This is a genomic window from Streptomyces sp. NBC_01408 (assembly GCF_026340255.1).
In the GTDB taxonomy this organism is placed as follows: Bacteria; Actinomycetota; Actinomycetes; order Streptomycetales; family Streptomycetaceae; genus Streptomyces.
Genome location: NZ_JAPEPJ010000001.1, coordinates 4,288,871 through 4,308,937 on the forward strand (window position 1 = coordinate 4,288,871; position 20,067 = coordinate 4,308,937).

Sequence of the window (20,067 nt, forward strand, 5' to 3'; positions counted from 1 at the left end):
TGTGGCAGTGTCGGACGGACCGGGCGGGCCCGGTCACACCGAGACGTGGCGCCACTTCTCGTGCACGGTGACGCGCGTCAGCCGCCAGCCGTCGGGGGTGCGCGCGAGGAGGAAGGTGTAGCGGCCGGCGGCGACGAAATTGGGCGCGGTGGGAGCCCCGGCAGCCCCGCCGTCCTCCGGGCGGGCCTCCTTCGGTCCGGCCAGCCGCATCGGGTTGAGGAAGTCGGCCTGCACCTCGGCGCGGTCGCCGGGGGACCCGCCCAGGTCCTCCAGCCGGATCAGCCGGTTGACGACCAGGTGCTGGCGCACCGGGAACAGCTTCATGGTCTCCGCGAGCCAGTCGGCGACCTCCCCGGCGGGACCCTCGATCCCGCCCGCCGAGCTGTAGTCGGCCCTGCCCCCTGCGGTGAACAGGGCGCGGTACGCCGCCCAGTCGCCGTCGTCCACGGCCACCGCGTACCCCGTGACCACCTCGTCGACGGCCAGCCGGTCCATTACGGTCGCGAGGTCCACACGCTGCGTCATCGGGTCAGTGTGGGGCTGCGGGAGGCCGACGCCAAGGGGCCGGTCCCGACGGGCGCGCCGAAAACGGCCGGCGCCGGCCCGTCAGAGACCGGAATACGACTCCCGCTGCCGGACCACGACGAGGAACGCGTCGCTGTCCAGGTCCATCACCACCTCGGCCTGGACACCCTCCCGCATCCGCTGCGCCGCGTACTCCTCGGCGGGCCAGCTTCCTCTCGGACTTCCGGCCGGAAAACGCTCCAGCACCACTCGACCCATTGGGACACCCCCTGCTGCTTGCCTTCAGGTCTCTCCGGGCACAACGACGCAAAAGCCGCCCGGGAACGTTCCCGGGCGGCCTGCGGTGCACGCGAAGCGGTGCTGCCGTGTCGGTCAGGCTAGGAGCCGGACTCGCCCGCGTGCGGGCTCAGCACGTCCGTGCCGATCAGCACGAACAGCAGGATGCCGAGGAGGATCCGGTAGATCACGAACGGCATGAAGCTCTTCGTCGAGATGAACTTCATGAACCACGCGATCACCACGTAGCCCACGAAGAAGGCGATGACCGTCGCGAAGATCGTCGGACCCCAGGAGATGTGACCCGGGTTCTCGACCACGTCCTTGATCTCGAACGCACCCGAGGCCAGCACGGCGGGGATGGCGAGGAGGAAGGAGTAGCGCGCCGCGGCCTCACGGGTGAAGCCCAGCAGCAGACCGCCGGAGATCGTCGCACCGGACCGGGAGACGCCCGGGATCAGGGCCATCGCCTGGCAGAGACCGAAGATCAGACCGTCCTTGACGCCCAGCTCGCCCAGCGTCTTGCGCTCGCGGATCGCGCGGTGCCGGCCGCCCTCCTCGTCGCGGGCGGCCAGCCGGTCGGCGATACCGAGGACGATGCCCATCACGATGAGGGTGGTGGCCGTCAGCCGCAGGTCACGGGCCGGGCCCACGATCGCATCCTTGAACACGAGGCCGAGGACACCGATCGGGATCGACCCGACGATCACCAGCCAGCCCATCTTCGCGTCCTGCTCGGAACGCAGCGACCTGGTGTACAGGGAACGGAACCAGGTGGAGACGATCCGCGCGATGTCCTTGCGGAAGTAGATCAGCACGGCGGCCTCGGTGCCGATCTGGGTGATGGCGGTGAAGGCCGCTCCGGGATCGTGCCAGCCGGCGAACGCCGCGGTCAGCCGCAGGTGGGCGCTGGAGGAAATCGGGAGGAACTCCGTAAGCCCCTGGACGAGACCGAGGATTAGGGATTCGAACCAGCTCATGTCGGGGTGCGCTCGTCCTTGTGATCGTCGGGCAGTTCGCGTCCGATGCTAGGGCCCGTGCGAGGTGCCGCTGACCACAGGGGGGTGCTGGGGCATCAGTTCGTACGCCGTGACGGGTGTTCGAGGCGGTGCCAGGCGGTGCCGTTTGCGCCAGGCGACGGCTCCGCCGACCGCCATGGAGACGGCGATGAACCCGAACGAGGCCAGGAAGGCGGGCGATCCGGGGGAGGAGGAGCTGGCCCCCGCGATCACGTAGGCCGCGGTGTTCGGGATGACGCCCAGCCCGGTGGCGAGCAGGAAGGGGGACCAGCCGCAGCGCGAAACCGCCGCGCAGTAGTTGGCCACCACGAACGGCACCCCGGGGAAGAGTCGCGCTGCGAGCATCGAGCGGAAGCCGTGCCGGCTGAGCTGGCCGTCGGCCGCTGCCAGCCAGCGCCCGCGCAGGAACGGACGCAAAGCCTCCTGGCCCATGACCCGACCCAGACCGAAGGTGATGCCCGCGCCCAGTACCGAGCCGCCGACTGCCGCCACCAGGCCGAACTGGGTGCCGAAGAGGGCGCCCGCCGCCAGGTTCAGCAGGGGGCGCGGCACGAAGGCCGCCGTGCACACCCCGTACGCGGCCGCGAACAGCACCACCGCGGCACCGACCGGCAGCCCCGCCGGCCAGCCCTCCGAGAGGAGGCGCTGCGGCTCGAACAGCAGCACGCACCCCCCGGCTGCGACCAGCAGCACGACGAGCAGCGACAGCCGGGCGCGCGGCGCGAGGAGGAGGGACATTCCGGGAGGGTAACCGAGGTATGCGGCATCGCGCCGTAATCTGGGCCTCACCCGGGAGAACCCGGGGCGACGCCCGGGTCCGCGCGTGGTGACCGGGGTCACGCCCCGCCCCGCCCGCGCCACCCGACCCGCCCACCGCGCCCGCCGGACCCGTCGCCCGGCCGCGCGGCGCGCAAGAACCGCCGGGCGGACGGAAATTCGGTCGACGCGCCACGGACCGTCCGGCAGGATCAGGGGCATGTCCCGGTACGCCTTCCCCGCAGCGCCGTCCGCAGTCGCGGACGCGCCGAAGGCTGCCGCATTCGAGGGCGCACCCGCCTTCGCCGCATTCGGCGGCGCACGAAGCTGACCCTTCCCGGATCGTCCGGCGGACCCCGCAGGGGGAGGGTCGGTTCGGTTCAGGGGTCCCGTTCCAGCTTCGAGCAACGGGAAATCATCATGGCCAAGACGGCCTTCGTGCGGACCAAGCCGCACCTCAACATCGGCACCATGGGGCACGTCGACCACGGCAAGACCACCCTCACCGCCGCCATCACCAAGGTCCTCGCCGAGCGCGGCGGCGCCTCCTTCGTACCGTTCGACCGGATCGACCGGGCCCCCGAGGAGGCCCGGCGCGGGATCACCATCAACCTCACCCACGTCGAGTACGAGACCGACACCCGGCACTACGCCCACGTGGACATGCCCGGTCACGCGGACTACGTCAAGAACATGGTCACCGGCGCCGCACAGCTCGACGGGGCGATCCTCGTCGTCTCCGCGCTGGACGGGGTCATGCCACAGACGGCCGAGCACGTGCTCCTCGCCCGGCAGGTCGGCGTCAACCACATCGTGGTGGCGCTCAACAAGGCCGACGCGGGGGACCCGGAGCTGACCGACCTGGTCGAGCTGGAGGTCCGCGAGCTGCTCACCGCGCACGGGTACGGCGGGGACACCGCGCCGGTCGTACGGGTCTCCGGGCTCGGGGCGCTGGAGGGCGACCCGCGGTGGACCGGGGCGGTCGAGGCGCTGCTGGACGCCGTGGACACGTACGTGCCGATGCCGGTGCGGTACACGGACGCGCCGTTCCTGCTGCCGGTGGAGAACGTGCTGACCATCACCGGGCGCGGGACCGTCGTGACCGGCGCCGTCGAGCGGGGCGGCGTACGCCTCGGCGACCGCGTCGCGCTCCTGGGCGGCGACGGCGAGCAGATCGAGACGGTCGTCACCGGGCTGGAGACCTTCGGGAAGCCGATGGAGTCCGCCGAGGCCGGGGACAACGTCGCGCTCCTGCTGCGCGGGGTCCCGCGCGACGGAGTGCGCCGCGGGCACGTGGTGGCCGCGCCCGGCAGCGTGACGCCCACACGGCGCTTCACCGCGCAGGTGTACGTGCTCTCCGGGCGCGAGGGCGGCCGTACGACACCGGTCGCCAGCGGATACCGCCCGCAGTTCTACATCCGCACCGCCGACGTGGTGGGGGACGTGGACCTGGGCGAGGCCGGGGTGGCCCGGCCGGGGGAGACGGTCACGATGACCGTCGAGCTCGGACGGGACGTGCCCCTGGAGGCCGGACTCGGCTTCGCGATCCGTGAGGGCGGGCGGACCGTCGGCGCGGGCACGGTGACCACCGTGCTCGGCTGATCAGGTTCCTCGCCGAGGCCCCCGACAGGGGCCCCTGTGTGGTGACGGCGGCCGGGCTGCGTCAGACTGCCGTCACCACGGGCGAGCGCGGAAGGCGGGCCAGGATGAGCGGCGAAACGGCACTGGTACTGGGCGGCGGCGGGCTGACCGGCATCGGCTGGGAGTGCGGGATCCTCTACGGACTCGCCCGCGCGGGCGTCGACCTGGCCGCCGCCGACCTCGTCGTCGGCACCTCCGCCGGTTCGGTGGTCGGCGCCCAGCTGACCTCCGGACTGCTCACCCCGCAGGAGCTGTACGAGCGCCAGCTCGGCGACGCCGAGGGGGAGAGCGCGGCGCGGCTCGGGGCCGGGCTGCTCGCGCGGTACGCGCTCGCCATGGTCCGCTCGCGGGACCCGAAGTCCTACCGGCAGCGGGTCGGCGCCATGGCTCTGGCCGCCCGCACCGCCGAGGAGGCGGAGCGGCGCCAGGTGCTGGAGGCCCGGCTCGTCTCGCACCAGTGGCCCGAGCGGCGGCTCGTCGTCACGGCGGTCGACGCGCACACCGGTGAGCCGGCCGACTTCGACCGGGAGAGCGGGGCCGGGCTGGTCGACGCGGTGTCCGCGAGCTGCGCGGTCCCCGGGGTGTGGCCGCCGGTCACGGTCGGCGGGCGGCGGTTCATCGACGGAGGCGTCCGCTCCGCCACCAATGCCGACCTGGCCGCCGGCCACGCCCGCGTGGTGATCCTCGCCCCGCTCGCCCTCGGCTCCGGGCTCGTCCCCTCGCCCGCCGCGCAGGCCGCCCGGCTGCGCCAGGCGGGGGCGCGGGTGCTGGTGATCACCCCGTCGGCGGAGGCGCGCAAGGCGTTCGGCCGCAACGTCCTGGACCCGGCCCGCCGGGATCCGGCCGCGCGGGCGGGCCTGGCGCAGGCCGCCGCGCACGCCGCCGAGGCGGCCGCCGTCTGGTCGGGCTGAGAACGGCCCGACAATGGTGGGGTGAGCGACGAACAGATCCCGGTGATCCGGGACGTGGGCCAGGGCACCGCCAAGCTGATGCCGGACGTGGACCGGGAGCGGGCCTGGCTGCTGACCGTGGACGGCGCTCCGCAGTCGTACGTGGACCTGGACGAGCCGGAGCACCTGGAGTTCGAGTACGTACGCCGCCTCGCGCACGTCCTGGACTGCGCGGCCGAACCGGGGCGCCCGCTGGACCTGCTGCACCTGGGCGGCGGCGCGCTGACCCTGCCGCGCTACGCGGCGGCTACCCGCCCCGGCTCCCGCCAGACGGTCGTCGAATTCGACGCCGCCCTGGTGGAGCTGGTCGCCGAGCACCTGCCGCTGCCCGGGGGCTCCGGGGTCACGGTGCACGCCGCCGATGCCCGGGCCTGGCTGGAGGCGGCGCCCCCGCGGAGCGCGGACGTGGTGGTGGCCGACGTGTTCGGCGGCTCGCGGGTGCCGGCGCAGCTGACCTCGGTGGAGTACGCCCGCCAGGCGGCGCGGGTCCTGCGGCCCGGCGGGCTGTACGCGGCGAACCTGGCCGACGGGGCCCCCTTCGGCTTCCTGCGGTCGCAGCTGGCCAACTTCGGGGCGGTGTTCGGAGAGCTCGCGCTGATCGCCGAGCCGTCGGTGCTGCGGGGGCGCCGCTTCGGCAACGCGGTCCTGCTGGCCTCGGACGCACCGCTGGAGGTGGCCGCGCTGGCCCGGCGGTGCGCCGCCGACGCGTTCGCGGCCCGGGTGGAGTCCGGGGACTCGCTGGCCCGGTTCATGCGGGGCGCCCTGCCGGTGGCCGACGCCGACGCCGAGCCCTCCCCGGCGCCGCCGGAGGGCGCGTTCAGCCTGGGGTGACACCGTCCGGAGCGCCGTGGCCGGCGGCGACGAGGGGGCCGGCTCCGGCCGGGCCGGGTGCGCCGGGCCCGGCCGGGACCGCCTTGGCGGGTGCCTTGCGGGTCATCCGGCGGACGTCGGGGACCAGCAGGACCAGCGCGGTGACCAGGACGACCAGGGCCGCGCAGCCCCACAGGGCCGGGGTGCGGCCGAAGGCGGATTCGGCCGGGCCCGCCAGGGCGGTGGCGAGCGGGAGCATCGACACCGAGCCGAACCAGTCGTAGGCGGAGACCCGGGAGAACTTCTCCTCCGGGATCTCCTGGTGCATGGTCGTCATCCAGCTCACGCCGAACACCTCGATCGCGGCGCCGCTGACGAACATCACCGCGCACAGCCCCCACACCGGCAGGGGCACGGCCAGACCTGCGGAGGGCAGAGCCAGCGGGAACACGCACAGGGTGCCGACCAGCAGCAGCCGACGGGGTTTCCACAGCATCATCAGGACGGCTCCGGCGAGGGTGCCGATCCCGAAGAAGGCCAGGGCGAGGCCCCAGGGGGCGGGCCCGCCCAGCCGGTCCCGGGCGACGAGGGGACCGTAGACCGCTTCGGCGGCGCCGACGACGGCGACCACGACGGAGAACTGGAGCACGATGCTCCACAGCCACGGGCGGGTGCGGAACTCCACCCAGCCCTCGCGCAGGTCGGCCAGCAGTCCGCCGCCCCCCGTCCGCTCGGGGATGTGGCCGACGTCGAGGAAGGCGCGCAGGGCGCCCGCGACCGCGAAGGCCGCCGCGTCCACGGCCAGCACCCAGCCCGGGCCGATCGCTGCGATCATCGCCCCGCCGAGGGCCGCGCCGCCGATGCCCGCGCCGTTCATCGCCATGCGGAACAGCGCGAAGGCGCGGTTGGCGTGTTCGCCGGAGACGGTGGACAGGAGCATGCCCTCGGCCGCCGGGTTGAAGAAGGCGGTACCGGTGCCGCAGAGCGCGGTCAGCAGCATCATCTGCCACAGCTGCGGGTCCCCGGTGAGGACGAGCAGGGCGAAGGCCGCCTGCGAGACGCAGTTGAGGGCGTTGGCCGCCACCATCACGCGGTGGCGCGGGAGCCGGTCGGCGACGGCCCCGCCGATGAGGAGGAACAGGACGAGCGGGAGCGTACGGGCGGCGGCCACCAGGCCGACGTCGCCGCCCGACCCGCCGGACTCCAGAACGGCGAAGGCGGCCGCGATGAGAGCGCCGTGGCTGCCGAGGTTCGTCACCACCGCCGCGCCCGTCAGCAGGCTGTAGTTGCGGCCGGCCCAGGCCGGCCGGCGGCGTGCGGGCTCACGGGGGGAGGCGGTGGGGGAAGGGCTCACGCCCGGACTATCCCCGTCCCGGGCCGGGAATCCAAACGGATTTCCGGCCCGGGCCCGGGATGTGGTGGAGATCAGCCGCCGGTGAGGCGGACCGAGCTCACGATCTTGTCGTAGGTCTCCTGCGTGACCTCACCCTGGACACCGACCCGGCTGTGGAGGATCCAGCTGGAGAAGTCGCCGTTGGTGGTCTTGAAGCTGAAGGCCATGGACCGGCCGTCGGAGGAGCACTTGTTCTCCTTCGGCAGGCCGGAGGCGGTCGCCGTGGCCACGTGCCCCTTGAGGCCCGAGGAGGAGGTGAACTCCTTGGCCTCGGAGACCTTGATGCTCTCCTTCGGAGCCTTCTGCGCGTAGGCGCCGACGACCCAGCTGGCGGCCGCGTTACGCGAGGCCTCGCCCGTGTCCTTGGCGCCCTGGGCACCCTTGGTGCCGGTGCCCGCCAGGCCGTAGGTCTCCTCGCTGCCGTTCTTGTCGGAGTCGAACTTGCACCAGTCCTCCTTGAGGTAGGCCGGTGCGGACATGCTGACGAACGGGCTGCCGTCGTTCTTGGTCTCGTCCTCGAAGCCGGTGATGACGCCCGAGCCGGCGACGTTCCACTCCGGCGGGACGTCGAAGGCGGTGCCGTACTTGGGGTTGATGACCACCTTCCAGCCCGGGATGACGGGCTTGACGTCCTCGCCGCCGCGCGGGTTCGCGCTGCTGCCGGACGGGGCGGGCGCCGAGGAGGAGGGCGGAGCGGAGGAGGCGGCCGGCTTGTCGTTCGCCTCGGTGTTCTTCTTGTCGTCCCGGGTCAGCACGAAGGCGCCGGTGGCGGCGGCCGTCACGACGACCGCCGAAGCCGCCACGATGGCCACGGTCTTGGTCGCGAACGGGCTCCCGCCACCGCCCTGAGGCGGCTGGGGCTGCTGGGGCTGGCCCCAGGGCTGGACGGGGGGAACGGTCGGAGGCTGCTGGTATCCCGGCTGCTGCGGGTACCCGTAACCGGGCTGCTGCTCGCCGTATCCCGGCTGCTGGTGGTACGGGTTCGGCTGCCCCGGCTGTCCCGGCTGCTGTGCGTACGGGTTCTGTTGCGCGTCCTGGGGGTTGTTCCCGCCCCCGGGCGGCTGCTGCTGTCCTGGCCACATGGCCGGTAACGATAGTGGGAGAGGGCCCCGGGAGCCACGGCCGCCCCCGGCAAGGCTCTGGCCAAGGGTGTGTACTCGCGGGTAACATCGCGCGTCATGAGCGCAGACCAGATGAACGTGGGCGAACTGCTCGCCGCTACCGTGCCGATGGCCCGGACCCTGAACCTCCAGTTCCTGGAGACCACCCCCGAGCGCGCGGTCGTCCGGCTGCCGGACCAGCCCGACTACCACAACCACGTCGGCGGCCCGCACGCCGGCGCGATGTTCACCCTCGCCGAGTCCGCGAGCGGCGCGATCGTCCTCGCCGCCTTCGGCGACCAGCTCTCGCGCGCCGTACCCCTGGCCGTCAAGGCCGAGATCGGCTACAAGAAGCTGGCCAAGGGCGTCGTGACCGCCACCGCCACCCTCGGCCGCCCGGCGGCGGAGGTCGTGGCCGAACTCGACGCGGGCGGCCGCCCCGAATTCCCGGTCACCATCGCCATCCAGCGCGAGGACGAGGCCGTGACGGGCGAGATGACCGTGGTCTGGACCCTGCGCCCCAACGCGTAACCGCCGGCCCGCGGCGGCGGACATACCGAGGTGGCCGAGGCCCCCGCCCCCGAGGGGCGGGGGCCTCGGTGCTGTCCCGCCGCTGCTTCGGTCGAGGACCGGGACCCGGTCCGGGCAGGTACCGGATAGAGTCCCCGGACGACGATGGAGGGGGTACGCGTGGCCAAGGTCAACATCAGCCTCGACGCCGAGCTCGTGGTCGAGGTGATGGTCCTCGCGGGGGTCGGCTCGCCGCAGGACGCGGTGGAGGCCGTCGTACGGGACTACATCGCGCGCGGCCATCGCACGGAGGCGCGGGTCCAGCGCCAGGACGAGGCCCGGCGCGACGCCGACAGCGTGCCGCCCCCGCCGCAGGGCTGAACCTCGGCGCCCCGGTGGCGCGTCTGAACGGGCCCGGCGGGCCCGCGGCGCACAGTGGGCGGGGGAGCGGGCCGGCGCGGGCCCGCTCCCGCCGGCCCACACCGCAGGGAGCGTCCATGAGCCAGGCCGTGTCCAGACGTACGGCCATGCGGCTGCTCGGAGCGGTGGGCGCGGCCCTCGGCACGGGCGGCTGCGTGGCCACCGTGCCGCCGGACGCGGCGCTCCGCGGGGCCTCGCCGACGGCCCCCACGGCGCCCCCGCCCGCCGCCGGGCCCGGGAGCGCGGCCCGGGTCGACGCCCTGCTGGAGCGGCTCACCCTGGAGGAGAAGACCGCCCTGCTGCACGGCGCCCAGGACCCGGCCCCGCTCGGCCAGGCCGGCTACCTGCCCGGCGTACCGCGGCTCGGCATCCCGGCGCTGCGGCTCGCCGACGGGCCCGCCGGCGTACGGGTCGCGGCAGCCGCCACCGCCCTGCCCGCGCCGGTCCTGCTGGCCTCCGCCTTCGACCCGGCGCTGGCCCGCGAGTACGGCCGGGTCATCGGCCGCGAGGGCCGCGCCCTGGGCCAGGACATCCTGCTGGCGCCCATGGCCAACCTCATCCGCACTCCGTACGCCGGGCGGAACTTCGAGACCTTCGCCGAGGACCCGCGCCTCACCGCCGACCTCGTCGCCGCGGTAGTCCGGGGCATCCAGGACGAAGGGCTCGTCGCCGCCGTCAAGCACTACGCCCTCCACAACCAGGAGCAGGGCCGCGACACCGTCGACGTGACCGCCGCCGAGCAGACCCTGCGCGAGACCGAGCTGCGGGGCTTCGAGGCCGCCGTGGCCGCCGGAGCGGGCGCGGTGACGACCGCGTACAACAAGGTCGACGGCGTCCACGCCGGCGAGAACGAGCCGCTGCTCGGCGAAGTGCTGCGGGACGACTGGGGGTTCGACGGCTGGGTGATGTCCGGCCGGGACGCCACCCACAGCACGGTCGCCGCCATCGGCGCCGGCCTCGACATGGAGATGCCCGCCGGAACCCACTTCGGGCGCCCGCTGCGCGAGGCCGTGCGCGGTGGCTCCGTACCCGAGGAGAGCGTCGACCTCGCCGTACGCCGCGTCCTCGGCACCCTGGACCGCTTCGGGCTGCTGGACGCCCGCCCCGCGCGGCGGCCCCCGCGCGACGCCGCCGCCGGGGCCCGGATCGCCCGCACGGTGGCCGCCGCCGGCGCGGTGCTGCTGCGCAACGAGCAGGAGACCCTGCCGCTGACCGGCGCGGCCGCCCGCTCGATCGCCGTCATCGGGCCCACCGGCCAGGTGCCCTTCGTCAGCGGCGGCGGCAGTGCGCACGTGGTCCCGGACGCCGCGGCCGGCCCGCTCGCCGCCATCCGGCAGCGCGCCGGCAACGGCTCCACCGTGCGCTACGCCCTCGGCGAGGACCTCTACGGACGGCCCCTTCCCCCGCGGCTGCTGACCCCGCCGGCCGCCCTCGACGACCACCGGGTGGACGCGGGGCGCGGCTGGAGCCACGAGGGGGAGTTCCGCCTCGCGGCGGACGACGAGTGGACCCTGCTCGTCCACTACACCGGGCAGCGGCCCAGCGTCCGTCTCGACGGGGAGGAGCTGTTCCCCGTCCGGCAGGGGGCCGCCGAGTACTTCGCGGGCGGACTGCTCGCCGCCGCGCCCGACGGGATGACGGTCCGCCGCCGCACCCTCGCGCTCAAGGCGGGCACCCACCGGCTCGCCGTCAACGCCCAGGGCGGAGCCGGGGGCCAGCGCTTCCGGCTGCGGCACACCACCGGCGCGACCCGGGCCGCGGACCTCGCCGAGGCCGTGAACGCCGCCAAGGCCGCGCGCAGCGTGGTGCTGTTCGCCTACGAGGACGCCACCGAGGGCCGCGACCGCACCTCCCTCGCCCTGCCGGGCGGACAGGAGCAGCTGATCGAGGCCGTCGCCGCCGTGAACCCCCGCACCACCGTCGTCCTCAACACCTCCTCCAGTACGACCATGCCGTGGCTCTCCCGTACCGGCGCCGTCCTCCAGATGTACTACCCGGGCCAGGAGGGCGCGGGCGCCACCGCCGGGATCCTGTTCGGTGACACGGACCCGGGCGGCCGGCTCACCCAGACGTTCCCGGCCGACGAACGGGCCACCCCGGTCGGCGGGCAGCCGCTGCGCTACCCGGGCGCGGGCGGCCGGCTGGAGTACGGCGAGGGCGTCCACGTCGGCCACCGCTGGTACGACGCGCAGCAGGTGGCTCCGCTGTTCCCCTTCGGGCACGGGCTCTCGTACACGACCTGGCAGTACGAGAAGCTGACCGTCGGGCCGGGCGGCGCAGGCGGAGAGCGTGGCGGGCTGCGCGTGGAGTTCACGGTCCGCAACACCGGCCGCCGCAAGGGCACGGAGGTGGCCCAGGTGTATGTCGGCCCCTCCGCGGAGCTGAAGCTCGACCAGCCGGTGCGCGCGCTGGCCGGCTACCGCAGGCTCACCCTGGCACCCGGCGAGGCGCAGCGGGTCACCGTCGACGTGGACGCCAGGGCGCTGTCGTCCTGGGATCCGGAGGAACACGCATGGGTGCTGGGGTCCGGCCGCCGGGAGGTGTTCGTCGGGCGTTCCTCGCGTGACCTGACACTGAGGTCAAAGGTGGTGGTGAGGAGCGGATAGGCTGCCCGCTCGGCGTGTCACAGGGGGCGCGCCGGTGACGACTCGGGAGGACGTACCGGTGCACATCCAGGAATGGCTGGAGACGATTCCGGCGGTCGCCATCTACCTCCTGGTGGGGCTGGTGATCGGGCTGGAGAGCCTGGGCATCCCGCTGCCCGGAGAGATCATCCTGGTGAGCTCGGCGCTGCTGGCCTCGCAGCACGGGGAGATCGACCCCGTGGTCCTCGGGATCTGCGCGATCACCGGGGCGATCGTCGGCGACTCGATCGGTTACGCGATCGGGCGCCGGGGCGGCAAGCCGTTGCTGGAGAAGCTCGGGCGGCGCTTCCCCAAGCACTTCGGGCCGGAGCACGTGGCCATGGCCGAGCGCTCCTTCGACAAGTGGGGCATGTGGGCCGTCTTCTTCGGCCGGTTCGTGGCGCTGCTGCGGATCTTCGCCGGACCGCTGGCGGGTGTGCTGCACATGCCGTACTGGCGGTTCCTGATCGCGAACGTCTTCGGCGGCATCCTCTGGGCCGGCGGCACCACCGCCGTCATCTACTCGGTCGGCGTCGTCGCGGAGCCGTGGCTGAAGCGGTTCTCCTGGATGGCGCTGCTGCTGGCCGTGCTGATCGGCCTCACGGTCACGCTGGTGCTGCGCAGCCGGATGAAGAAGGCCGCCGCGGCGGCGCGCACCGAAGAGCCGGCGCCGGTTCCGGTAGCCGTCGCGGACTGAACGCGGGTGGCCCGCAGCCGGCCGTGAGGGCCGGCCGTGAGCCACCGGACACCCCCTAGGGGGTGTCGGGCAGGGCGGTCACCGCGGCGCTGTGCTGCTTGGCCAGCTCCACGTACATCGCGGCGTTCACCTTGATGCCCTCGCGCTCCTCCTCGGTCAGCGGGCGGCGCACCTTCGCCGGGACCCCGGCGACCAGTGAGCCGGGCGGGACCACTATGCCCTGCGGGACCAGCGCCTGCGCGGCCACCAGCGAACCGGCGCCGATCACCGCGCCGTTCAGGACGGTCGCGCCCATGCCGATCAGGCAGTCGTCCTCGACCGTGCAGCCGTGCACGACGGCGTTGTGGCCGATGGAGACCCGCTCCCCGACGGAGACCGGGAAGCCGGGGTCCACGTGGAGCGTGCAGTTGTCCTGCACGTTGCTGTCCGCGCCGAGCGTGATCGGGCCGCAGTCGGCGCGCAGCACCGCCGAGTACCAGATGCTCGCCCCAGCCGCCAAGGTGACGTCGCCGACCACGACGGAGGTGGGCGCCGTGAAGGCCGTGGGGTCGATGGCCGGAGTCTTCCCGCCCACCCCGGCGACGAATGCCGGGGCCGCCTGATGCGTCATGTTCTTCTTCCTCTGTGCTTCGTCTGTGCTCGCCGTTCGGATGCCGCGCCTACCGGCACCGTAGGGCACGCGGCCCGCGGCCCGGGCGATGGGGTGAACATCACAGGATCACCGCCCGGTAGTGCGCCGTACGGCGCACTACCGTGGCCGGGTGCCGAAGAAGCAGAACACGTTCTCATCTCTGACGGCCCTGCGCCGCAGGTTCGCGAACCGGGCGGTCCACGCCGGCTGGCGCTGGATGCAGCAGGCCGGCGCGGTCACCGCGCAGACCCCGGGGCGGCTGCGCTTCGGCGCGATCGGGCACGGCACCCGGCTCGCCTTCCCCCAGGGCACCGTCTTCGGAGAGCCCTGGATCCGGCTCGGCGACTACTGCATCGTCGGCGAGCAGGTCACCCTCACCGCCGGCATGATGCCGGACCTCGACCTCGGTACGGAGCCGATGCTGGTCCTCGGCAACGGGGTCGTGATCGGCCGCGACAGCCACGTCATCGCCGACGCCCGGATCACCATCGGGGACGACACCTTCTGCGGCCCCGGCGTGTACATCACCTCCACGAACCACAGCTACGACGACCCGCACCAGCCTGTCGGCAAGCAGTGGCCGCGCAGCGAGCCGGTCGAGATCGGCCCGGGCTGCTGGCTGGGCACGGGCGCGGTGATCCTGCCGGGCGCGCGGCTGGGCCGCAACGTCGTGGTGGCCGCGGGGGCCGTGGTGCGGGGCGAGGTGCCGGACCACGCGGTGGTGGCGGGCGCCCCGGCGAAGGTCGTCCGGCGCTGGGAGCCCGAGACGGGCTGGCAGCCGCCGCTGCGCACCCCGGCGCCGGTCCCGATCCCGGACGGCATGACCCCGGAGCAGCTGCGGGGCCTCGCGGAACTGGCCGAGACCGAGACCGCGTAGGCCCCACGACACTCCCTAGAGCGCCGGGATCTCGATCGCCGGGCAGCGGTCCATGACCATGGCCAGCCCCGCCTTGCGGGTGCGCTCGAAGGCGGCCTCGTCGATCACGCCGAGCTGGAACCAGACGGCTTCGGCGCCGATGGCCGCCGCCTGGTCGGCGACGGGCCCCGCCAGCTCGCTGTTCACGAAGACGTCCACGACGTCCACCTTGAACGGGATCTCCTCCAGCGAGGCGTACCCGGGCTCCCCGTGCACCGTCTCCGCCTTCGGGTGGACCGGGACCACACGCTTGCCGAACCCCTGGAGGACCCGCGCCACCCCGTAGGCCGCCCGGTCCCGGTTGTTGGACAGCCCCACCACGGCCCAGGTGTCGCCCAATTCGGTGAGGATCTTGCGGATGGTTGCCGGATCTCCGTACACGGGTGCCGCCTCCTGAGGGTCTGGACCTGCCTGCTCCTCCGCGTTCAACCGAAAGGACACATGTCCGATTCCCCGTAGGGTGGAGCGGTGAAGGCAGACCAATACGTGACGGTGGCCCGTGAGGGCGTGCACGAGTCCGAGATCAACCGTTCGAGGTTCCTCTGCGCGCTCGCGCCCGCCGCGACCGAGCAGGAGGCGCAGGACTTCGTCGCGCGCGTCCGCAAGGAGCACCCCACCGCCTCGCACAACTGCTTCGCCTACGTCATCGGCGCCGACGCCTCGGTCCAGAAGGCCAGCGACGACGGCGAGCCCGGCGGCACCGCCGGGGTTCCCATGCTGCAGATGCTCATGCGGCGCGACGTCCGCTACGCCGTCGCCGTGGTCACCCGCTACTACGGCGGTGTGAAGCTCGGCGCGGGCGGTCTGATCCGGGCCTACGGCGGCGTCGTCGGCGAGGCCCTCGACGAGCTCGGCACCGTCACCCGGCGCCGCTACCGGCTGGCCACCGTCACCGTCGACCACCAGCGGGCCGGCAAGACCCAGAACGACCTGCGCTCCACCGGCCGGACCGTGGTGGACCTGCGCTACGGAGCGGCGGTGGAGATCGAGGTCGCCCTCCCGGAGGCGGAGCTGCCCGCCTTCGAGGCCTGGCTCGCCGACAGCACGGCGGGCAGCGCCACCCTGACCCTCGGCGGGGAGACGTACGCGCCCTGAGCACGGGTTAGCGTAGAGGGGTTCAGCGAGCGGGAGACGACCAGGGGGAGACGGCATGTGCGGCGGGCCCGGCGAGTGAAGTTCCTGCACACCTCCGACTGGCACCTCGGCCGGTCCTTCCACCGCGTGAACCTGCTCGGCGCCCAGGCCGAGTTCATCGACCACCTCGTCGAGACCGCCCGCGAGCACGAGGTCGACGCCGTCCTCGTCGCCGGGGACGTCTACGACCGGGCCGTGCCCCCGCTGCCCGCCGTCGAGCTGTACGACCGGGCCCTGCACCGGCTCGCCGAGCTCGGCGTGCCCACCGTGATGATCTCCGGCAACCACGACTCGGCCCGCCGCCTCGGCGTCGGCGCCGGGCTGATCGACCGGGCCGGGATCCACCTGCGGACCGACCCGGCCGGCTGCGCCGACCCCGTGGTGCTGGCCGACGTACACGGCGAGGTGGCGCTGTACGGGCTGCCGTACCTGGAACCGGCCCTGGTCAAGGATGAGTTCGGCGCGGCGAAGGTCAGCCACGAGGCGGTGCTGGGAGCGGCCATGGACCGGGTCCGGGCCGACCTGGCCACCCGCGCGCCGGGCACCCGCTCCATCGTGCTGGCCCACGCCTTCGTCACCGGCGGGCAGCCCAGCGACAGCGAGCGCGACATCGCCGTCGGCGGGGTCGAGGCCGTCCCCGCCGCCGTCTTCGACGGGGTGGACTACGCCGCCCTCGGCCACCTCCACGGCTGCCAGACGATCAACGAACGGGTCCGCTACTCCGGTTCCCCGCTCGCCTACTCCTTCTCCGAGGACGGCCACCGCAAGACCATGTGGCTGATCGAGCTCGGCGCCGAAGGCGGGATCACCACCGCCGAGCGGATCGACACCCCCGTCCCGCGGGCCCTCGCGCGGCTGCGCGGCCCCCTCGACGCCCTGCTGGAGGACCCGGCGTACGGGGCGTACGAGGACTGCTGGGTCGAGGCCACGCTCACCGACCCGGTCCGCCCCGAGGACCCCATGGCCCGGCTCGCCACCCGCTTCCCGCACGCCCTCAGCCTCGCCTTCGACCCCGAGGGCCGCGAGGAGGAGACCGGCGGCTCCTACGCGCAGCGCCTCAAGGGCCGCAGCGACCAGGAGATCGCCGAGGACTTCGTCGCCCACGTGCGCGGCGGCTCCGGACGCGCGGACGAGGCCGAACGGGCCGTGCTCCAGGCCGCCTTCGACGACGTACGGGCCGACGACAGCCGCCAGGAGACCCACCGATGAGGCTGCACCGGCTGCGGATCACCGCCTTCGGGCCGTTCGCCGAACCCCAGGAGATCGACTTCGACGCCCTGTCCGGCGCCGGGATCTTCCTGCTGCACGGACCCACCGGCGCGGGCAAGACCTCCGTCCTGGATGCCGTCTGCTACGCCCTCTACGGATCGGTCCCCGGCCCGCGCCAGGCCCCCGGCACCAGCCTGCGCAGCGACCACGCGGCCGCCGAGACCCCCACCGAGGTCACCCTGGAGCTCACCGCGGGCGGCCGGCGCCTGGAGATCACCCGCCGCCCCGAACAGGACCGGCCCAAGAAGCGCGGCACCGGCACCACCAAGGACAAGGCCCAGAGCTGGCTGCGCGAGCACACCGGCGAGGGCTGGGCGGCGCTCAGCCGCTCGCACCAGGAGATCGGCGAGGAGGTCGAGCAGCTGCTCGGCATGAGCCGCGAGCAGTTCTGCCAGGTCGTGCTGTTGCCGCAGGGCGAGTTCGCCCGCTTCCTGCGCGCCGACGAGGCGGCCCGCGGCCGCCTGCTCGGCCGGCTCTTCGACACCCGCCGCTTCGCCGCCGTCGAGGCCCTCCTCGGCGAACGCCGCCGGGCCGCCGAGGCCAAGGTGCGGGCCGGCGACGAGAAGGTGCTCCACACCGCCCAGCGCCTCGCCCAGGCCAGCGGGGACAGCGCCGACCTGCGGGCCTGGCCGCTGCCCGGCCACCAGCCCGGCGATCCCGGGCTCGCCGGGGCCGTCCGGGCCTGGGCCGCCGTCGCCCGCTGCTCCGCCCGGGAGCGCCTCACCGTCGCCGAATACGCGCTGGCCGCCGTCGAGGGCCGGCACGCCGCCGCCCGCCGGGCCGCCGAGGACACCCGCGAACTCGACCGCCTCCAGCGCCGGCACGCGGAAACCGCCCGGCGGGCCGCCGTACTCGCCGCAGCGGGCCCCGAACGGGAACGCGTGCGCGGCCTGCTGGACCGGGCCCGCCGGGGCGCCCTCGTGGCACCCGCCCTGGAACTGCGCGGCGCGGCCTCCGCCGCACACCTGTCCGCCGCGCACGCGGAGGCGGCCGCCCGCGCCGAACTCCCGCCCGCCCTCGCCGAGGCGGGCACCGAGCAGCTGGCCGCCGTCGAGCAGCGGCTGCGCGAGGACCTGGGCGCCCTCGGCGCCGCCCAGCGGGCCGAACAGCGCAGCGCCGAGATCGGCCGCGAGCGCGCCAACCTGGAGCGCGAGGCCCGCGCGGCCGAGGAACAGCACCAGGAGTCCGCCGAGTGGCTGGAGCGCTGGGAGGCCACCCGGGCCGCCCTCCAGGAGCGCGCCGACGCCGCCCAGCAGGCCGCCACCCTCGCCGAGCAGCTCGCCGGGCGGCTGGAACCGGCCCGGCTGCACCTGAACGCCGCCCGGCGGCGGGACGAGCTGGCCGCCGCCGCGGAGGGCGCCGGGGCCGAATTGCTCTCCGTACGCGAGGAGTCGGCCGCGGCACGCGAGCGCTGGCTGGAGCTGAAGGAGGCCCGGCTGCGGGGGATCGCCGCCGAACTCGCCGAGGCGCTGGTGACGGGGGAGGCCTGCGCCGTCTGCGGGTCGGCGGAGCACCCTGCTCCGGCCCGGCCAGCGCCCGGCCACGTGGACCGCGCCGCCGAGGACGCCGCCCACGCCCTGTCCGAGCGGGCCGAGGAGGCCCGGGCCGCCGTCGAGCGCCGCCTCGCCGCCGTCGAGGAGGCCCGCACCGAGGCCGCGGCCGCCGCCGGGGACGCCACCACCGCCGAACTCCTCGACCTCACCTCGGACCTGAGCTCCCGGCACGCCGCCGCCCACGCCGCGGCCGCCGGACTGCACGCCGCGCGCGAACGGCTGGCCCGCGCCGACCGCGAGCACGCCGCCCGCAGCGCCGACCGGCTCGACTCCGAGCGCCGAGCCGCCGCCCGGGCCTCCCGCCGCGAGGCCCTGGACCAGGAACAGGCCTCGCTGGAGGCCGAGCTGGCCCGCGTACGGGGCGACGCGCCCACCGTCGCGGCCCGCGCCCGCACCCTGGAGGACCGGGTCCGGATGGTCTCGGGAGCGGCCAGCGCGCTGCGCCGCGCCGAGGCCACCGCCGCCCGGCTGAAGGAGGCGGACGACCAGCTCGCCGACGCCGCCTTCAAGGCCGGCTTCGACACCGTGGAGGCCGCCTCCGACGCGGTCCTGCCCGAGTACGAACGCACCGCGCTCCAGCACCGGATGGACGCCTGGCAGGCGGAGGAGGCCACGCTGGCGGACCGCCGCGCCGAGGCCGGCACCGCCGAGGCGGCCGCCCTGCCCCCGGCCGAACCGGAACGGGCCGAGGCGTACGCGGTCCAGGCCGCGGCGAAGCTCCGTACGGCCAGCTCGGCCTTCGACGCCGCCCGGGTGCGCTGCGCCGAACTCGACCGGCTCTCGCGCCAGGCGGAGCAGGAACTGCGTGCCCTGGGCCCGCTGCGGGAGGCCTACGACCGGGTGGCCAGGCTGGCCGGGCTCACCGCGGGCACCTCCGCCGACAACGAGCGTCGGATGCGCCTGGAGGCGTACGTACTGGCCGCCCGCCTGGAGCAGGTCGCCGCGGCGGCGACGGTACGGCTGCTGCGCATGTCCGGCGGCCGCTACACCCTGGTCCACTCCGACGCGCGGGCCGGCGGACGGGGCCGTTCCGGCCTCGGGCTGCACGTGGTCGACGCCTGGACCGGAAGCGAGCGGGACACCGCCACCCTGTCGGGGGGCGAGACCTTCTTCGCCTCCCTCGCCCTCGCCCTCGGCCTGGCCGACGTGGTCACCGACGAGGCGGGCGGCATGCGGCTGGACACCCTGTTCATCGACGAGGGCTTCGGCAGCCTCGACGACCAGGCCCTGGACGAGGTGCTGGACGTACTGGACTCGCTGCGCGAACGCGACCGGAGCGTCGGCATCGTCAGCCACGTCGCCGACCTGCGGTCCCGGGTCCAGGCCCAGCTGGAGATCGTCAAGCAGCGCGGGGGCTCGGTGGTGCGTCACCGCACGGCGGGGCTCACGGACTGAGCGGCCGCCGCCCGAGCGGGGACGAGTAGACGATGTTCGTGGTCACCGGGCCGAGGCCGGCGATCCGTCCGGTGACCTCCTCCAGGTGCGCCATCGAACGGGCGGCGACCTTGAGGACGAAGCAGTCGTCACCCGTGACGTGGTGGGCCTCCAGGATCTCGGAGGTGGCGTCGAGGAAGTCGTGGAACGGCTTGTAGTTGCCGTGCGGATAGCGCAGCCGCACCAGGGCGAGGATCGACTTGCCCAGCTTCTCGTGGTCGACCACCGCGGTGTAGCCGGTGATGACCCCGACCTCCTCGAGGCGGCGCACCCGCTCGGTGACGGCGCTGGCGGACATGGACACGGCACGGGCGAGCTCCGTGAAACTGGCCCGGCCGTCCTGCTGGAGGACTTCCAGGATGCGCCAGTCGATGGCGTCGGGGGAATATCCGGTCATGTGGCTTGTCTA

At 74.3% G+C, this 20,067-nt stretch carries 20 protein-coding genes; 11 read left to right on the forward strand and 9 right to left on the reverse strand.

The genetic code is table 11. The features are described from left to right. Positions 1-33: 33 nt before the first annotated feature. The 4 genes from OG447_RS19565 to OG447_RS19580 all read right to left on the reverse strand — a co-directional run bounded on the left by OG447_RS19565 (position 34) and on the right by OG447_RS19580 (position 2,558). Positions 34-525 carry a nuclear transport factor 2 family protein gene (locus OG447_RS19565; protein WP_266938097.1) on the reverse strand — a complete coding sequence of 164 codons (492 nt, stop codon included), beginning with the start codon at positions 523-525 and terminating at the stop codon, positions 34-36. 81 nt (positions 526-606) lie between these two features. Then, on the reverse strand, positions 607-783 hold the full coding sequence (locus OG447_RS19570; protein WP_266938098.1) for a hypothetical protein: 177 nt from the start codon (positions 781-783) through the stop codon (positions 607-609). Positions 784-902: 119 nt separating this feature from the next. After that, entirely contained in the window at positions 903-1,781 is an 879-nt protein-coding gene (locus OG447_RS19575) for an undecaprenyl-diphosphate phosphatase (protein ID WP_266938100.1), read from the reverse strand. Between the two features lie 48 nt (positions 1,782-1,829). Beyond that, a complete protein-coding gene (locus tag OG447_RS19580; protein WP_266938101.1) occupies positions 1,830-2,558 on the reverse strand; it encodes a TVP38/TMEM64 family protein in 729 nt (242 codons plus the stop codon). A 438-nt stretch (positions 2,559-2,996) separates the two neighbouring features. Between OG447_RS19580 and tuf the strand changes: the two genes are divergently transcribed. The 3 genes from tuf to OG447_RS19595 all read left to right on the forward strand — a co-directional run bounded on the left by tuf (position 2,997) and on the right by OG447_RS19595 (position 5,998). After that, positions 2,997-4,178 (forward strand): elongation factor Tu, encoded by a 1,182-nt coding sequence (tuf, locus tag OG447_RS19585; protein WP_266938102.1) that lies wholly within the window; start codon positions 2,997-2,999, stop codon positions 4,176-4,178. A gap of 104 nt (positions 4,179-4,282) precedes the next feature. Then, positions 4,283-5,128 (forward strand): patatin-like phospholipase family protein, encoded by an 846-nt coding sequence (locus tag OG447_RS19590; protein WP_266938103.1) that lies wholly within the window; start codon positions 4,283-4,285, stop codon positions 5,126-5,128. Positions 5,129-5,206: 78 nt separating this feature from the next. Next, positions 5,207-5,998, forward strand: coding sequence for a spermidine synthase (locus tag OG447_RS19595; RefSeq protein WP_266938947.1), 792 nt, complete (start codon positions 5,207-5,209; stop codon positions 5,996-5,998). Here the strand turns inward: OG447_RS19595 and OG447_RS19600 are convergent. Together OG447_RS19600 and OG447_RS19605 are read right to left on the reverse strand one after the other, a co-directional pair. Continuing rightward, positions 5,985-7,331 carry an MFS transporter gene (locus tag OG447_RS19600; protein WP_266938105.1) on the reverse strand — a complete coding sequence of 449 codons (1,347 nt, stop codon included), beginning with the start codon at positions 7,329-7,331 and terminating at the stop codon, positions 5,985-5,987. The genes OG447_RS19595 and OG447_RS19600 overlap by 14 nt on opposite strands. 71 nt (positions 7,332-7,402) lie before the next feature. Further along, complete coding sequence (locus tag OG447_RS19605) at positions 7,403-8,452, reverse strand: hypothetical protein (protein ID WP_266938106.1); 1,050 nt, start codon at positions 8,450-8,452, stop codon at positions 7,403-7,405. Positions 8,453-8,548: 96 nt separating this feature from the next. Between OG447_RS19605 and OG447_RS19610 the strand changes: the two genes are divergently transcribed. The 4 genes from OG447_RS19610 to OG447_RS19625 all read left to right on the forward strand — a co-directional run bounded on the left by OG447_RS19610 (position 8,549) and on the right by OG447_RS19625 (position 12,721). Next, positions 8,549-9,001 (forward strand): DUF4442 domain-containing protein, encoded by a 453-nt coding sequence (locus OG447_RS19610; protein ID WP_189973593.1) that lies wholly within the window; start codon positions 8,549-8,551, stop codon positions 8,999-9,001. Between the two features lie 159 nt (positions 9,002-9,160). Next, positions 9,161-9,361, forward strand: a complete 201-nt coding sequence (locus tag OG447_RS19615) for a type II toxin-antitoxin system VapB family antitoxin (RefSeq protein WP_266938107.1) — start codon at positions 9,161-9,163, stop codon at positions 9,359-9,361. A 116-nt stretch (positions 9,362-9,477) separates the two neighbouring features. Continuing rightward, positions 9,478-12,006 carry a glycoside hydrolase family 3 protein gene (locus OG447_RS19620; protein ID WP_266938108.1) on the forward strand — a complete coding sequence of 843 codons (2,529 nt, stop codon included), beginning with the start codon at positions 9,478-9,480 and terminating at the stop codon, positions 12,004-12,006. Between the two features lie 58 nt (positions 12,007-12,064). Further along, on the forward strand, positions 12,065-12,721 hold the full coding sequence (locus OG447_RS19625; protein ID WP_266938948.1) for a DedA family protein: 657 nt from the start codon (positions 12,065-12,067) through the stop codon (positions 12,719-12,721). Between the two features lie 55 nt (positions 12,722-12,776). On the opposite strand, the gene OG447_RS19630 is transcribed toward OG447_RS19625, so the two are convergent. Then, the gene (locus OG447_RS19630) at positions 12,777-13,331 is read right to left on the reverse strand and encodes a gamma carbonic anhydrase family protein (protein ID WP_266938109.1); all 555 of its coding nucleotides are present in this window, start codon (positions 13,329-13,331) and stop codon (positions 12,777-12,779) included. Positions 13,332-13,482: 151 nt separating this feature from the next. Between OG447_RS19630 and OG447_RS19635 the strand changes: the two genes are divergently transcribed. Continuing rightward, the gene (locus OG447_RS19635; RefSeq protein ID WP_266938110.1) at positions 13,483-14,229 is read left to right on the forward strand and encodes a DapH/DapD/GlmU-related protein; all 747 of its coding nucleotides are present in this window, start codon (positions 13,483-13,485) and stop codon (positions 14,227-14,229) included. Positions 14,230-14,244: 15 nt separating this feature from the next. Here the strand turns inward: OG447_RS19635 and OG447_RS19640 are convergent, their stop codons facing one another. Continuing rightward, positions 14,245-14,649, reverse strand: coding sequence for a CoA-binding protein (locus OG447_RS19640; protein ID WP_266938111.1), 405 nt, complete (start codon positions 14,647-14,649; stop codon positions 14,245-14,247). A gap of 87 nt (positions 14,650-14,736) precedes the next feature. Here OG447_RS19640 and OG447_RS19645 point away from each other — a divergent pair, with 87 nt between their 5' ends. The 3 genes from OG447_RS19645 (at position 14,737) to OG447_RS19655 (ending at position 19,619) form a co-directional block, all read left to right on the forward strand. Then, positions 14,737-15,363 carry a YigZ family protein gene (locus tag OG447_RS19645; protein WP_266938112.1) on the forward strand — a complete coding sequence of 209 codons (627 nt, stop codon included), beginning with the start codon at positions 14,737-14,739 and terminating at the stop codon, positions 15,361-15,363. Between the two features lie 75 nt (positions 15,364-15,438). Beyond that, positions 15,439-16,611 carry an exonuclease SbcCD subunit D gene (locus OG447_RS19650; protein WP_266938113.1) on the forward strand — a complete coding sequence of 391 codons (1,173 nt, stop codon included), beginning with the start codon at positions 15,439-15,441 and terminating at the stop codon, positions 16,609-16,611. Beyond that, on the forward strand, positions 16,608-19,619 hold the full coding sequence (locus OG447_RS19655) for an SMC family ATPase (RefSeq protein WP_266938114.1): 3,012 nt from the start codon (positions 16,608-16,610) through the stop codon (positions 19,617-19,619). The genes OG447_RS19650 and OG447_RS19655 overlap by 4 nt, the downstream gene beginning before the upstream one ends. Here the strand turns inward: OG447_RS19655 and OG447_RS19660 are convergent. Then, positions 19,609-20,055 (reverse strand): Lrp/AsnC family transcriptional regulator, encoded by a 447-nt coding sequence (locus OG447_RS19660; RefSeq protein WP_266938115.1) that lies wholly within the window; start codon positions 20,053-20,055, stop codon positions 19,609-19,611. The genes OG447_RS19655 and OG447_RS19660 overlap by 11 nt on opposite strands. Positions 20,056-20,067: the final 12 nt, after the last annotated feature.

What these genes read in the sequence shown, in the direction of transcription:
- OG447_RS19590 (WP_266938103.1), top strand. Translation starts at nt 4,283, where the DNA reads ATGAGCGGCGAAACGGCACTGGTACTGGGCGGCGGCGGGCTGACCGGC.
- OG447_RS19610 (WP_189973593.1), top strand. Translation starts at nt 8,549, where the DNA reads ATGAGCGCAGACCAGATGAACGTGGGCGAACTGCTCGCCGCTACCGTG.
- OG447_RS19605 (WP_266938106.1), bottom strand. Translation starts at nt 8,452, where the DNA reads ATGTGGCCAGGACAGCAGCAGCCGCCCGGGGGCGGGAACAACCCCCAG.
- OG447_RS19595 (WP_266938947.1), top strand. Translation starts at nt 5,207, where the DNA reads ATGCCGGACGTGGACCGGGAGCGGGCCTGGCTGCTGACCGTGGACGGC.
- OG447_RS19620 (WP_266938108.1), top strand. Translation starts at nt 9,478, where the DNA reads ATGAGCCAGGCCGTGTCCAGACGTACGGCCATGCGGCTGCTCGGAGCG.
- OG447_RS19580 (WP_266938101.1), bottom strand. Translation starts at nt 2,558, where the DNA reads ATGTCCCTCCTCCTCGCGCCGCGCGCCCGGCTGTCGCTGCTCGTCGTG.
- OG447_RS19630 (WP_266938109.1), bottom strand. Translation starts at nt 13,331, where the DNA reads ATGACGCATCAGGCGGCCCCGGCATTCGTCGCCGGGGTGGGCGGGAAG.
- tuf (WP_266938102.1), top strand. Translation starts at nt 2,997, where the DNA reads ATGGCCAAGACGGCCTTCGTGCGGACCAAGCCGCACCTCAACATCGGC.
- OG447_RS19565 (WP_266938097.1), bottom strand. Translation starts at nt 525, where the DNA reads ATGACGCAGCGTGTGGACCTCGCGACCGTAATGGACCGGCTGGCCGTC.
- OG447_RS19660 (WP_266938115.1), bottom strand. Translation starts at nt 20,055, where the DNA reads ATGACCGGATATTCCCCCGACGCCATCGACTGGCGCATCCTGGAAGTC.
- OG447_RS19575 (WP_266938100.1), bottom strand. Translation starts at nt 1,781, where the DNA reads ATGAGCTGGTTCGAATCCCTAATCCTCGGTCTCGTCCAGGGGCTTACG.
- OG447_RS19655 (WP_266938114.1), top strand. Translation starts at nt 16,608, where the DNA reads ATGAGGCTGCACCGGCTGCGGATCACCGCCTTCGGGCCGTTCGCCGAA.
- OG447_RS19570 (WP_266938098.1), bottom strand. Translation starts at nt 783, where the DNA reads ATGGGTCGAGTGGTGCTGGAGCGTTTTCCGGCCGGAAGTCCGAGAGGA.